General features: G+C 64.7%; 8 protein-coding genes. 2 read left to right on the top strand and 6 right to left on the bottom strand.

The genetic code is table 11. The features are described from left to right. Positions 1 to 187 precede the first annotated feature (187 nt). Positions 188 to 1,270 (top strand): substrate-binding domain-containing protein, encoded by a 1,083-nt coding sequence (locus AC6RV7_RS15020; protein ID WP_500094832.1) that lies wholly within the window; start codon positions 188 to 190, stop codon positions 1,268 to 1,270. Positions 1,271 to 1,304: 34 nt separating this feature from the next. On the opposite strand, the gene AC6RV7_RS15025 is transcribed toward AC6RV7_RS15020, so the two are convergent. The 6 genes from AC6RV7_RS15025 to AC6RV7_RS15050 form a co-directional block, all read right to left on the bottom strand. Further along, a complete protein-coding gene (locus tag AC6RV7_RS15025) occupies positions 1,305 to 2,222 on the bottom strand; it encodes an alpha/beta hydrolase (protein WP_500094833.1) in 918 nt (305 codons plus the stop codon). 124 nt (positions 2,223 to 2,346) lie between these two features. Beyond that, the gene (locus AC6RV7_RS15030) at positions 2,347 to 5,406 is read right to left on the bottom strand and encodes a TonB-dependent receptor plug domain-containing protein (protein ID WP_500094834.1); all 3,060 of its coding nucleotides are present in this window, start codon (positions 5,404 to 5,406) and stop codon (positions 2,347 to 2,349) included. A gap of 144 nt (positions 5,407 to 5,550) precedes the next feature. Beyond that, positions 5,551 to 6,501 carry a sialidase family protein gene (locus AC6RV7_RS15035; protein ID WP_500094835.1) on the bottom strand — a complete coding sequence of 317 codons (951 nt, stop codon included), beginning with the start codon at positions 6,499 to 6,501 and terminating at the stop codon, positions 5,551 to 5,553. Between the two features lie 283 nt (positions 6,502 to 6,784). After that, positions 6,785 to 8,710, bottom strand: a complete 1,926-nt coding sequence (locus tag AC6RV7_RS15040; protein WP_500094836.1) for an MGH1-like glycoside hydrolase domain-containing protein — start codon at positions 8,708 to 8,710, stop codon at positions 6,785 to 6,787. 53 nt (positions 8,711 to 8,763) lie between these two features. Continuing rightward, positions 8,764 to 10,104 carry an MFS transporter gene (locus tag AC6RV7_RS15045; protein WP_500094837.1) on the bottom strand — a complete coding sequence of 447 codons (1,341 nt, stop codon included), beginning with the start codon at positions 10,102 to 10,104 and terminating at the stop codon, positions 8,764 to 8,766. Between the two features lie 213 nt (positions 10,105 to 10,317). Further along, positions 10,318 to 12,687: a TonB-dependent siderophore receptor gene (locus AC6RV7_RS15050; RefSeq protein ID WP_500094838.1), complete on the bottom strand. Its 2,370-nt coding sequence runs from the start codon at positions 12,685 to 12,687 to the stop codon at positions 10,318 to 10,320. 280 nt (positions 12,688 to 12,967) lie between these two features. On the opposite strand from AC6RV7_RS15050, the gene AC6RV7_RS15055 reads away from it, so the two are divergent. Further along, on the top strand, positions 12,968 to 14,485 hold the full coding sequence (locus AC6RV7_RS15055; RefSeq protein ID WP_500094839.1) for an exo-alpha-sialidase: 1,518 nt from the start codon (positions 12,968 to 12,970) through the stop codon (positions 14,483 to 14,485). Positions 14,486 to 14,588: the final 103 nt, after the last annotated feature.

A 14,588-nucleotide genomic window follows, 5' to 3' on the forward strand; every position in this document is an offset into this window, starting at 1 on the left:
GAGCGGCCGGTCCGGAAGGGAATGCGACGTCAATAAACGGATACAGCAGCATCAGAGGTGTGACTGCCAGCGTGGCCCGCCGGCCGGACGGAACAATGTTGACCAGATGGTCTCCCGGGGAGACCAGTGTCATCGGCTTAACGCCGGCGGCGCATGATGCCACGGTCTCAGGCGGTCCCTCATTTCCATGCCGTCCTCCTATCAATCGATCAGTGCGCAAGTCGCCGAATCGCTGCGGGATTCCCTTCGCGAGGGCGACTGGCGCGAGATTCTGCCCGGCGAGCGGCAGCTCGCCGCCCGCCTCAATGTGAGTCGGAAGACCGTCCGCCGTGCGCTCGCCATGCTGCGGGCTGAGGGTCTCATCCGGACCGAGCGCAGTCGCGCCAGTTCGCTCGTCGCGACTCGCATCAAGAACGCGCCGGGGCCGCTCCGGCGCATCGCCCTGCTGCTGCCGGAGCCGCTCGAGGGAGCGCGGCCGTTCACCGTCCTCTGGGTCAACCGATTGATGGCGCGTCTCCAGGAATCCGGGCTGCAGCTCGAACTGGTGACGGGCACCAAGTACTTCGGCGCGCGTTCGGGCCGTTCTCTCGGACGTCTGGTCAAGGCGCATCCGGCTCGCTGCTGGATCCTCGCCCGCTCGCACCGCGCCATGCAGCAGTGGTTCGCCGACAACCGGCTGCCGGCGATCGTCGCCGGTTCGACGCATCCCGGCATCGATCTTCCCAGTGTCGATCTCGATCACCGCGCCCTTTGCCGCCATGCCGCGGTCACCTTTCTCCGCGCCGGACATGAGCGGCTCGCGGTGTTTCTGGAGAAAGCCGGCCATGGTGGCGACGCCGAGAGCGAGCAGGGCTTTCGCGAGGGGCTGGCCAGCGCGGAACACGCCGAGAATCCTTTGATTTGCCGCCCCGACAAGGGGGCTGCCTCGGTGGTGCGCGAGTTGCGCCGCCTGCAGAATCTTTCTCGGCCGCCGACCGGCATCCTGCTGTCCAACTCCTTCTCGTATCTGACCGCCCTCAGCTATTTTGCCGCGGAAGGGCGACGCGTGCCCCGGGACCTTTCCTTGATCTCCCGCGACGAGGAGCCGTTCCTCACCCACCTGCTCCCCGCGCCGACGCGCTACTCGACTCCGCCGGCGAAGTTCGCCGCCGCGCTGCATCACGCCATCAACCGCGTCCTCGAACGCAGCACAACCGCGCGGTTCGAAGTGCGCATCATGCCGGATTTCATCAAGGGGGCTTCGATCGGCCGGCCGCCGGCCGGCGCGTGAGGAGCGTGTGAGTGTTGTCCCCGGCGCGCCCGCCTCAAGGCGTCGAAGCCGGAGTGCCCGGCGACGCCAGCCACGCATTCAGCCACTGTTCCAGCAGCGCACGCCATCGGGGGCTCACGTCGGACGCATAAGCGAACAAGCGTCCGTGTCCGCCGCGCGGAAAGACATGCAGTTCCGCCGCGACCCCGGCCTGCCAGCACGCCTGCGCAAACATCACGCTATGCCCCACCGGCACCTGCGTATCATCCGCGGCGTGAAAAAGGATGCAGGGCGGCGTCTCGAGGGACACGTGCAGCTCCGGCGACACGTCCCGCTTCAACTCGTCTGTCGCGTCGGGGCCCAGCAGGCGTTCGAACGAGCGCCGATGCGGGTCTGTCACCGCTGAGATCACTGGGTAAGCGAGAATCAATCGGTCCGGCCGGGCGGAGATCCGGCTGGCGAGATCGTCCGCCGGATCGGCACGGAGGTCCGGCCGAGTCGCGACCAGCGCCGCCAAATGCCCGCCGGCGCTGCCGCCCATGAGCGCCAAACGTTGCACCGGCACTTTCCAATCGCCGGCATGCGCACGCAAAAGCCGGATGGCCCGGGTCGCGTCGGCGTAGGCCGCGGGGTGCCGATGCGGAGCAACCCGATAGGTGACGACCGCTGCGGTGTAGCCGAGCGCGCGAAAGTGTTCCGCGAACAACCGCTCGTAGGGACTGAGTCCGCCATAACCGCCGCCGGGAAGAATCACGATCGTCGCCGCGATCGCGTGAGCCGGATCGAAAGGAGAAAAAATTTCGAGCGACGGCCGCGGTCCTTCCGCGGGATTGTTCGCGCTGCCCTCCGGCCAAAGCGGCACGAGCCGCGTGCCAATCGACGAGGGCGTTGCTGCAAGCGCGCCGACGCTGGCCCCGACGATTACGGCGATGACGGTGGCCAGCCATCGTGCGTGGGAAAAGCGGCGAATCATGGATTTCAGAGATTGAGCGCGTTGGTGGAGGCTGTCCGCATTGTCTGCGGACAGCCTTTACGCTGTCGATATCGCACCGGTGCACTCCGGGCGTCTGCGGGACCCGGAAGCCCCCGGTGCGACGTCAGAACTTGAACGTGTTCGTCCACGTATATTCGCGGGGCTGGCCGAAGAAGATCGCGTCCTTCTGGCCGGCGAATCCAAGCGTGGCGTTGGGGCGAATCAGAATATCGTAGTTATTGAACATGTTCGTGATGTTGAGCTGCGTCGACCACGTGAAGGACTTGAACTTCTTTTCGTAGCCGAGCACGCCATTGAAGCGAACGGCGAAAGGCCAGGTGAACAGCTCCCGCGGAGCTTCGCGGCCGTAGCCGTCGGGATAGTAGTAGAAGTCGCCGCGTTCCCACTCGGCCGTCACCGTGCCGCCCGCGCGGAAGCCCTTCAAGGGGCCGCTGCGGAAAGTATACATGTTCGTGAAGTTGAGGCTGTACTGGGGATAGCCGGTGGTGCGGTCCCCCACCCGTGACGTGACGATTTCCGGCACCGGCGTGAACCCCGCGATCTGCGGCTGGTATTCGGAGATTGGCAGACCCGTCACGCCGGTCTTGATCGGACCGTTGGCTACCACGCCGCCGCCCGAGGAATTGAGGACGTTGCGGCCGCGCTTCGAACCCGCGGTCGTGAAGAGCCCGCTGACCGGATCGGGGCTGACATAATACGGGTCCGCCGGATTGCTCAGCTTCGCGATCGTAAGCGGCACGTAGTTTGCCCCGCTGGCCGAGGTCCCGGGAGTATTGCTGCCGGTCCCGGTGTTCAGGACGTAGACGACGGTTCCGTTGGCGTAGGTGACCTGGCCGTTGCCGTTCAGGTGGAACTGATCGTTATAGAGCGTGGGGAAACTGGTGTCGCTGCCAATCGTGCCCTTCACGTAGGCGGCCGAAAACCGCATCCGCCAGCTCTTGTTGGGCGAGGCGGTGATCGCCGTCTGCACGCCTTCCGATTTGCGATCCACCGAGATGATCGAGCCAGTGGCGCCCAGGTGGCGGCCGTTGATGCCCGCGCCGTTAATGTCGTCCCGAATCGCGGTGTTGATCGCGTAGGGCTCCTTGGTGGATTGCACCGCAAACAGGGCGAGTGAACCGGAGACCTTGCTGCCCAGCGCAACTTTCACGCCGATTTCCTCGCCGATGGAGTGCGCCACCTGCGCCGGTCGGCCAAACGGATCCGCAGGAACCGTCAACAGCACACCGGGAAGATTGTAGGTGTCGGACACCGTGAAATACGGCCGCAGCCAGGGCGTGAGCGCGTAGTTCGCTCCGACGGAAAAACTCATGTTCCGGTCGCCGGCTTCGATCTTCGGAATGGCCGTCGATGGCAGTTGCTGGTTGTTCGCGTCCACGTAGCGGGCGCCGAGCAATGTCGTGAGACGTCCGTCGAGCCAGTTCGTATAGTTCGCGGCAAAGATTCCTCCGCTATATGCACGACTGTGTACATAGAGGTTGTTGTTGTCGGGATGGCTGATCACGCCCTGCGGATTGTTGGGCGAAACGAGCGCGGGATCCGTCTCCTTGTTGACGGCCAGCCGGTAGCTTGCGCCGTTGTAGGTGATCGTCGGCGTGCCGACGCGATACCACGGATACTTGACCGGGCCGTCCTGGACGGACCAATACGGAACAGGGCCGTCGCCCTCGTCGAGGCGGAAGGGAAAGCGCGAGCCGTTCGCGTCGGTCTTGAACGTGCCGTTGGCGTCGACCTCGAAGTAAGCCCAGCTTTCGTTCGCGAAGAGGCTCTTTGTGTATTCCAGGCCCACGATGGTCTGGCTGCGGGCACGGCCGTCGAAGAGATCGTTGCTGAACAGTGCGGAAAACCGATAGGCCTGCGACTCGGAAGGCTGCACGGAGGCGGCGCCGCCCGTGCTGCCGCCGCTCGCCGCCGTCCAACCGCCGGGCAGCGGATTGTTCGGGGCGTTGGGCGCGAAGAAATCGAAGCCGCTGCCGTAGCCGATCAGGCTGTCCTTCGTCCAGTAGCCGACGGAGAGCTGCGTCGAAAGCCACGGAGCCCAGTTCGACTCGAGAACAATCGAGCCGAGTTTGGTGGTGGAAATTTCCTCGCGTGTCGAACCGCCGAAGGAATCGACGTTGTTCCAGTTTACGTGGCCGTTGAGCAGCGGGCCCGCGGCGCTTGGACCTGACGCGGCGGCGTCGAGCTGGCCCGACGCAAGCAGGTAGCGAAGGCGCTGATTGTGGCGGGCGTCGGCCGCGGCTCCGCCGAGTTGGTCCATGATGGCCGTCTGCTGCGTGAACCGGTGCAGGTGCGTGTATTTGCCCGTAAACCGCAGGACATGTTTCGTGCCGAGCTTCAGGGCGACCTGACCGTAAAAGCCCTGCAGCGGTCCGCCGATCCAGTCGCGACGATCGCCGAGATCCTGATGCAGAAGCGAAAGCGTCACGGCCATCGGGCCTTTGTTGAAACTGTAATCGAACTGCGCGAGCTCATGGTCGTATTGATCGATCTGCAGTTTCAACGAGCCCCGGCTGCGACCGTCGAAACGCGCCTGCCGCAAGATGCTGTTCACCACACCCCCGCCGCCCCCGTTGCCGTAGAGTAGAGCTTGCGGCCCGTTGATCACCTCGACGCGCTCGACGCCGAAGTTGCTGTTCAACCCGGTTCCCGCGGGAGCCGGCACCATGAAGCCGTCGAGCTTCACCACCGCCGCACCCAGGCCGCGCAACTGCACACCGGCCGACACACTGTCGCCGCCGCCCCGATCGAGGGGATCTGTGACGGGAACGCCGCCGACGTCGCCCGCGGCCGAGCCGGTGCCGGAACCGGCGGAGTATTCGCGCAGCATGTTTTCCAACAGCATGCTGTCGGTGTCCTCCATGAACGCTTGCGTGATCACGTCCGCCGACATCGGCAGACGCTCCAATTCGGTTTTGAAGCTGGTGATCGAGTTCGAATTGATCGCGCCGTAACTGTCGTCCCGCGTGGCCTCGACAACGAAGGGGCTCATTTCCACCAGTTGGTCGGCCGGCGTCTCAGCGGCGCCGCGATCGCTCGCGGCCGGCAGGGTTTGCGCAGGCACAAACGTCGGAAGGGACAAGGTGGCTAACGCCAGCACAGCGGCGAAGCGAGGCCGGACCGCGAAGGCGAAACGATGTCGGGGATGTGAGGTCATTAACATGGGAGTAGTTGGAGTGGCAGTGATGGGGAGCTCGCGGGGTTCGCAGCGATGCCTGTCCTCTCGTCTGCGCGGCTGAGCCCACGGATGGACCGGGGTGCCTTCAATCGCATCGTAGCGGTTCCCCCGGGGAACCAAATGTGTCGCTCAACGCGACGGATCCTCGTCGAGGATTCGCGCGAGCCGGTCGGTTTCGTGCGGATGAAAGCGAACGCTGACGACGGAATTCAGCTCCGGGCCGTCGCGGTATTTGATGTAGGTCGTCGCGACCACCGTGCCGTCTTCCAGAACCTCCACGCCCGGATAGCCGCCGTCGCCGCCCTTGTGGCTGTGCAGCAGCTTTATGCGATAGGCGCCGACGGATCCGTCCAAAATATCGTGATACGTGCCGATCCAGGCGACGAAGTGATCGCGCGTCGCACTGTCGTTTCCCGTGTCGCGGAAGCAGACGACGAGACGCCCGTCCGGCAGATACTTTGCCACGTGACGATCGCCGTGCAGTCCGGGTGGGAGCGGTTTCGGTTGCGACCAGGTCGCCCCTTCGTCCGCGCTCGTCATCTGCAAAGCCACCCTCCTCGTGTTCTCGCGGATGAGGCACAACAATTCCCGTCCATCCGGCGAGCGCACCAGCCAGGGTTCGCACGGTTTCAATCCTGGAAGATCCGCCACGATCCGCCACGGCTCCCAGCTCAGGCCGCCGTCGGTCGAGAGACTCTGCACGACAACATTCGAGCGCTTCTCGATCGCCTCGCCGGGGCGGCGGATGTTGCTCATGCCGAGGAGCGCCGCCCCGTCGCGAATCGGCACGATCGTGCAGAACGGCATCACGCCGGGAAGCCCGATGCTCGCCATTTCGGACCAGGTTTCCAGATTGTCTTCGGAATAGGCCCGATGAATGTTCCTGTCAGGGCCCTCGCCGGCATAGACGACGAGCCGGGATGCTCCTGCAGGATCGGTGAGGCGATAGACCGCGGGACAGTTTCGCACCACGCGCCAGCTTTCCGGCACCGTCAGCAACTCGCTCCACGTGAGCCCCGCGTCGTCGCTGCGCTTCAGCGGACCGAGAGGGCCCGCCGTGACCGTAGGTCCAAACCGCATACATGGTCTTTCCGTCGGGCAGGAGCACGGTTGTGGGATGGCCCTGATAAACGACGTCGGTCCCCGCTGCGACGACCACATGTCGTTGCGTGTCCATTGAAAGATCCACCAGCGGCAGCGGCGCGGAAAAGCCGCACAGAGTGACGCCGCAGACGAGGGTTGTCGGAACGAACGCAGAGATTTTCATGAGACAGGCACTGGGAAAATGGGAAGCGTCAGGGGAGCCGGTGTCCTCCAGAGACCGGACGGCCAAGGCGGATCGCACCCTGGCACCGCCACCGGTCTAGGACTGGACCGTGGTGACGGGCCCGAGCGGAGTCGCGGCAGTTCCGCCTTCGATCATGGAGATGAACGCCAGCAGCCCGCTCCATGTGAGCAACGGATGCGTGTGTGTTCCACCGCCGCCGATGCCGTCGATCGCGGAGAAATTTTCCGGCGCGACCCGGCGCTCGCGCCAGTTTCTGGCCAGGAGCGCCAGCGACTTCCCGGCGAGCTCGCGCCGCACGTCATCGAAGCCGTAGCGTTTCAGACCGAGGTAAACGAGGAAGTTGAGTGGCGGCCAGATCCGGCCACGCATGTAGAGCTGTTCCGGATACGCCGGGTCGTTGCGCGGTGCGGCGGGGATCATCCATTCGCCGGCGTATTCGGCGGGATTCAACAGATGCTCGCGCACCAGGCGCTCCGCCTGCACGGCCGTCGCCGCCCCGGCCAGCAGAGGGTAGAACGACGTCGGCGAATGCCGCGCACTCGCTTCGCCGTTGTCCAGCCGTCGATTAAGAAAGATCCCCTGCCCGTCTTCCCAGAGGTCCTGGATCCGTCGACGATAGTGATCCCGACGCTCGCGCAACTCCGCGGCCTCCGCCTCATGACCGAGAATCGAGGCGATCTCCGCCAGCGCTTCGCAATCGGCGACATAGAGGGAGTTCAGTCCAACATCCTCGACCTGCATGAGGTGCGTCGCGGGATCGAAGGGCGCCCGATCGTACATGGGCGAGTTGTCCAGCGCTTCCAGCGCGGCGCCGGCGAGGGAATTCGGTTGTACGAACTCCGCGGGATCGCCGACGCGTGGCGTGAACGGATTGGATCCGAGCGAAAGCGAGCCCTTCGGGTTGCGACGGGCACGATTCCACCAGCGATTCCACGCGAGCAACGGAGCCCACGCGGCCGTGAGCGCCTCCCGGTCAGGCCGGTCGCGGTACATGCCCAGCACGCATACGCTCGCCACCGGCGGCTGCGAGCGGTCGAGCGCGCGCCGGCCGGTGCCCTGCACGACGTTCGAGACGAACGATTCGTCCACCATCTCGCGAAACGCCTCCAGCATACAGGCGTAGCCGAGTTCTGGATCGTCCTGCGCGATCATCCATGCCGTGAAAAAGGTGTCCCAGCAAAACACCGCGTAGCCGCCGCGGAGGCAGTTCCAATCCCGCGCGACCGTACAGACCACGCGCTCGAACTTCGGTTCGTAAATGATGTTCCAGGCGAGGCTGCTTTGCATCGCCTCGTGGCCCTCCCGCAGGGCTCCATAGCCCGCGTGCAGCGACACCACCGTTTCGCGGGCGGACGCAATCCGGCGGCGAACCTCCGCCAGGTCGGCCGGCCGGCCGGCGCTGATCGCCACGGGTCCGTCGAGGCGGAACGCCAGATACGGCGAAAGCACCGGCAGGTTGGGATCGTCTACCGGCGTCCCCTCGCCCCGGATGTCACGGGTGCGCCCGTCCGTGTGCGTCGTCAGCCGGTGCGGGTCCGCCCGCGTCGCGTGACCGGCGCGATTCCACACGAACCCCGCATGCACCGTCAGGATGCGAGGCCAGGGCTCCTCCTGCAGCGGAGTGACCAAGGCCACCCAGTCGCTGCCCCGGGCCGATGTCTCCACGCGGAAACGCGCGCCACGGAGATTCACCTCCAGATCCGTATAGCTCCCATCGTAGCTGCGCAGTCCGGGCAACACTTCAACGGCGTTGGCGATCGGCAGCGCCTTGTCCGTGCTCGTCAACATGGTGCCGGCAGTGCGGCCAAGCTCCTTGCGACCGAAATGCGCGTCATTCAGCCAGACGAGTTTATCCAGCGCGGCAAAGCCGAGGCTCACAGCGAGGCCCTCGGGCAGCAGGACGTGACGAAGCACATTGCGTGTGTCCCAGGTGTTCCAGCCGCGCGCGAGTTCGCGATGTTTTGCGTTGGCGACGGCGATGGCATGATCGGTGATCTTCATGGAAATGGTTGCGGCCTCCTGGCCGATACAAGGCCGCGGCCGCGTTCCGCGATTCAATCGTTCCGCTGATCCAGGCGGTAGTTGAGATAGGGAATCGCGAAAAATGCCGGCAACGAGACGATCACGCTCAACACGAAGAGCCCGGGATAGCCGAGCCATTCCTGACACACCCCGCTGATCGTGCCGAAAATCATGTAGCTCGCGTAGATCACCGACGCATTCAGCGCCACATAGGAGGCCGGGTAACGCGAGCCTGCCGCCATGCGAAACATGTAGTAGTTCATCACGGTGAACCCGAGGCCGAAGCCGAAGTTTTCGAGCCCGAGCAGCAGCAACAACACGAGGTCGAGCTGCCAGAGCCCGCCGCCGAATGCCGTCAGATCCACCGATACGAGCGAGCGGCCCGCCTGGTTCGTCATTGCCAGATAAACGTAGATCAAGTTCGGCCCGACGGCCGCCAGCGAGAAGGGCCACACCACCCGTCGCAATCCGTAGCGTTGGAGGAGCACGCCCGAGATCGCCCCTCCGGTGATCGCAAACGCCGTCATCACTCCCGTGAACACGCCGACTTCCGTTATGCTCAGCCCGTAGCCGCCCGCCTCCGGTGCATCCATCAGGAACGCCATGCCCATCTTCGCGAGAAACGTCTCGCCCGACCGCATGAAGAACAGATACGTGACACCCGGGATGAGCGCAGGAAGCGCGAAGTAACCGCGCAACACCTGCCAGAACGGCAATGCCGGCATACGACTGTTCGCGGCCGGCGCGCGATCCGCCGCCGGAAAGGGAAATATCCGGCGCGTGTAGAGAAACAACGGCAGGAACACCAGGAACAGCCCCCCGTAATATGCCGCCCAGGTCACCCGAGCATCGCCCAACCGGTCGCCCAGGGCTCCCGCGGCCGCGAGCAGCACCGATCCGCTAAAAATTGTTGCCGCCCGCCCCCACACCGGATCCAGACCGGAAAACAAGGCCTGTTCCGACTTGGTGAGCGACAGGGTGAAAAAACCCTGCAGTGCGATCTGCTGAATCGACTTCACCACCGCCAGAATCGCCAGCGCCGTCAGATAGATCCACAACGAGAACTCCGGCAGCATGAGGGAGGTCGCGAGCACCAGCACGCAGGCCATCAGCCACCCGCCCGATTGGATCGACCACCAGCGGCGCGTGCGGTGGGCGTCCACCATCGGTCCGAGCAGAAACTTCAGCGCCATCGGCAGGGTCGCGAGCGTAGCGTAACCGATCACGGCGTTCGAGAAGCCAAGCGACTTCAACAACACCGTCGGCACCGACACCAACACGGGATTGATCAATCCCTGCCAGGTCCCGATGCACGGGGCGAAATGCCACGCCGTCTTGCGCTTTCCGCGGCCCAACTCGTCGATTGTGGCCACGGCGGCGGGAGTGGAAAGTTGGGGTGGCGTCATCGGGCGGCAGGAATTGATGGAGAATCGGATCGGACAAAAGGCTGTCTTGCTGGTCTCCTGGGGGGACCGGCTGGCGGCGGCGCCGGCGGAACGCGGCCGGGGATCGGAGGCCGTGTCTCCCGCCGCGCTCCTTGGGCGAAGGCGCGAACCGGGACCGGTCCGCGCCGGAGACCAAGGCATCTAGAACGTGTAGCGGAACGTCAATCGGTACATCCGCGCGAGCGGTCGAAACATCGCCGTGTCGCCCACCGTCGAGATGATGTCGTCGGAATTGGTGACGTTGAAGACATTCAACTGCAGGCTCCAGTCCGGGCGGCCGTAGCCGACGAACGCGTCGAACGTATCCGCCTTGTCGATATAGAACGTGTTCGCCGGATCGCCGGCCGAGCGGCCGAGATGCTTCCAACCGCCGCCAAAGAACGTTCCCGCCAGCGGGCCGGCGCCGATTCGATACTTGGCAAACGCGGACCAGGTCGGATCGATCGAGACCCCGCGGAAGCTGTTTCCCGCTTCGTTGGTGGAGGTCACGTCGCTGTAGGCGAGCAACAGGTTCAGCCCTCCCACCGGCTCATACGCGACATCGATCTCAAAACCGTCCGTCTTTTGCGTGCCGGCGGGCACGGTCACGAGTCCGCCGCCGAGTTCCGGCGGATTCGGGACCGAGATCAGCACATTCGTCAGCTCCATCTCGAACACCGAGGCGGTGGCCACCAGGCGGTTCCCGAGCAGGTCGACCTTCACGCCGGCCTCGTGAATCTCGCCGTCCTGGTTCGGGTGCTTTTGTCCGGCGGCGTTCGCGGAATTGATCGGGATATACGTCTCCGCGACCTGCGCGAACACACTCAGCCCGCGCACCGGCTTGCCCACCAGACCGTATTTGAAGGTCCAGTCGTGATTGGTGACGTTCCGCGTGCTCGCGGGGTCCGCCACAAACCGCTGCTGCGCGATGCTCTTCGCCGAATCGAAGGTATAGGTGGTCGAGCGAACGCTGTCGAAACGCGCGCCGACCACCGCGATCAAACGGCCGTCGAGAAAGTTGATATTGTCCTGAAACCCCGCGGCGAATCCGTCGGACTCCGCGTGCCCGTTGAAAGGGTTGAATTTCAACGGTGCGGTGGCCTTCACCTGCGCGAGATCGAAGCGGGCGTAATCGGGAGCGACCATCGAGAACGAATTCGCGAGCGCGGTCGTGTTCGCCGGATTCGGCACGTCCCAGAAGAAGAACGCGCGCTCGCGCCCCGTCATCGTCAGCTGCGAGTTGAGCACGAGTTTGTGCTGCAGGACTCCCGTCGAGAAATCTCCGACCACGTCAGCGAAGGCTCCGCCGCTCTCGCTGAATCCGTCAAACTCGCGCACGCTCAAGGTCGAGCGCCAGTCCGCCACACGCGGGTCGTCGCTGCCGATGTAGCGGGAGTCGCCATTGAGCAGCTGTCCCGCGGCATTCACATATTTCACGATCGCGCCGCTGGCATCGACCGGCACCGGCCGCCCGGCCGCATACGACGGGCCTTTGTCGCCGCGTCCCTTGCTGTAGCGGCCAACGATGCGCAGGGTCCATTCCCCTTGAAATGGTCCGGCCCACGTTTGCTCGTAGCCAGCTTCGAAGCTCGCGACGTTCGCCTTGGTCACGTCGTCTTCCGGAAAGAGATTTGCGTCCACTGGGACGGGGAATTTCGGATCCGTCACCACGGCGGCGACGCCGGGACGGACGGGATCGAGGTAGCCGGTCGCATACTGCGGGCCCGCTTCGGTATCGAGTTCGACCCGGAGGTATTGCAGACGCGTCCAGATTTTTCCCTGACGCTCACGTCCGATCCGGTGCGTGAACGCGAGCAGCGCATTCGTGAAGTCGTTTGGGGCGTCGTGCTTCGCGTAGTAGCGCGTGCCGGTGCGGCTGGAGAGCACGGCCCGGTAGGCGGTGTTTTCGTTGAGCGGACCGGTGGCGTCCACCATACCGCGGTAGAACTCGTCGTAGGACTGCGCCTGCAACTCGATCTGGTCCTTCGGCGTGAACAGCGGCCATTTACTGATCTTGTTCACGACTCCGCCCATGCTGGTCGTGCCATAGAGCGTGCCCGCCGGCCCTTTCAGGATCTCGATGCGTTCGTAAACCGATGATTCGTCGTAAGGCTGGTCCACTCCTTCGACCACTTCCGGCAGACCGTCGCGTATCCGCAGTCCCGTGACGGCAAACCCGCGCAGCGAAAACGCCTCCTGTCCCGGGGCACTGTTGGAGATCCGCTGCACGCCCGAGGCATAGGAAACGACCTCCATCGCATCGACCGCGCCGACATTCGCGAAAAGCTGCTCGTTGAGGGTGATGACCGACGCCGGGACGTCGCTGGTATCGAGGGCGACGCGCGACGCGCCGAGCGAACGGGTCGCGGCGTAGCCGCGATCGCGATCGCTTTGAACAAGGAAAGGCGAGAGCACGATCGCCTCGTCCGCCGACGGCGACGGAGAAGGGCCGGCGGCTCCGGTCGATTGGGCCGGCGCTTTCGCGGCCAGGCTGACGGTGAGCAGAACAACGGGGAAACGACGTCGCTTCATAGGGGCGGGTTCGGGGGTTGTGTGCGGACCACCACGCAGGAGGCATGGGTCCGAGGTGGCGAAGCGAACCCTGCTCCACCAAAACGGAAAGGCGTTCGTGGTGGTCTCTTCCGTCGACCGGGGGTTGGGGCCGCCCCGGTGCAGCATCGAAAGAGGCTCAGCGTGGTCCGCGAGGTGGTCTCTCCGGGATGCCAGCAGACGGCTCTTTGCGCTCGGGGTTTCGGCACGGCAGGTTTCCCTCGCCGCGCTTACTGATCCCCGTCGTTGTTCTCCGCGTCCCATGCCTATTTCGCTCCGTCTCCCGGTTTCCCTCGTTTTCGTTTCGCTCACCGCCGCTCTCTCGTCGCTGCACTCCGTGCCGATGTTCTCGAAGCAGGTATTGTGGGACCTGCAGGAGGACGGCTACGTATCTCATTTCGTCTACGGCATCGGGGTGACCTGGAACGATACCATCCTGGTCGCATGCGAGGGGCGTGTCGGCGGCGCGGACGCCGGCGAGAAGGACATCCTCCTCAAGCGCAGCACGGATCGAGGCGCAACCTGGAGCGATGAACAAACCATCGAGGGCGCTCACGATAGGCTGAGCTGGAGCAATCCGACATTTGTCACCGACGGTCTCACGACCTACCTCTTTTATGCCCAGAGCGTCAGCAGCGACATCGGGCGTGTTTTCTACCGCACGTCGACCGACAATGGCCTGACTTGGAGTGAGCGCACAGAGATCACGTCATTGTGGGACAACAATCCTTACGGCTGGACGCAGCGCTCGAGTATCGGACACGGAATCAAGAAACTGAAGCCGCCGCATCGCGGACGCGTGCTCCTGGCCTTCCACCACCGCGGAAGGGTCGATCTTCCGCCCGCACGGCGCGGCTATGGCAACGATGTTCTTCACCTCACCGAAAAGGGTTGGAAGATTGCTGGCGGCCCTCCGCTCGAGCCCGGCCGGGGCACCAACGAAGCCCGGCTCGCCGAACGCGCTGACGGTTCGATTTATCTCATGGCCCGACAGGCGGCAGGCAACAACCAGCTGCGCGCCCGCTCCGACGACGACGGCAGCGGAGAACGCTGGAGTGCCTGGACCACGCAATCGGACCTCCGCGGTACCGTCTGCGACGGCGGACTGCTGCGCTTCAGCGATACTTGTCACCTCTATTCCTTCCCCGCCGGCCAGGCGCGCTCCGCCCAGCAGCGTCGCGACCTCTCCATCGCCGTCAGCACCGACGGCGGTCGCTCGTGGGGCGAGCCCAAGCTCGTCCACGAGGGGCAGTCGACTTACTCCGATCTCGCGCGTGACTCCCTCGGTCACATCTACTGCCTCTACGGCGGCGACGGATCGGACTTCATGGGCGACCGGGTTTATCTCGCGAAGTTCAACCTCGAGTGGCTCACGGGGGCGCCGACGCCGTGTATCGTGATCGACGATACGGACGCGGGATTCACCGTGACCGGCGACTGGGGCGTCGGCGACGAAGCCGGCGCCTATGGCGGAGTGCATCGCCGGAGCATGGATGAAAACGCGACCGCCACGTGGCGCGCCGAGTTGCCGGTGTCCGGGAACTACGAGGTCTTCGTCCGCTGGCCGGCCGCCGGGGAAAACGCCATGTCTGCGGAAGTCAGGATCCTTGTCGACGGTCAGATCGTTTTTTCCGAAACGATCGATCAAACGGTCGAGGGGGCCACCTGGCGGTATTTCACCACCCTGCCCGTAATGGCGGCGACGACCTGCGAGATCCAGCTGCGCCGAAACGGGGCCGGCATGCTGCGCGCCGACGCCGTGATGCTGCAGAAGCAGTAGTTCACCGCGAGGCGCCGAGCCGGCGACGGTCCCCTCGGTCGACCATCACGCAGTGCTTTCGTCCGGGCGGCCCCGGCGTTCGTTGGCAGGACGGGCACTTTGC

The sequence above is a fragment of the Opitutus sp. sgz309028 genome (genome assembly GCF_059821195.1).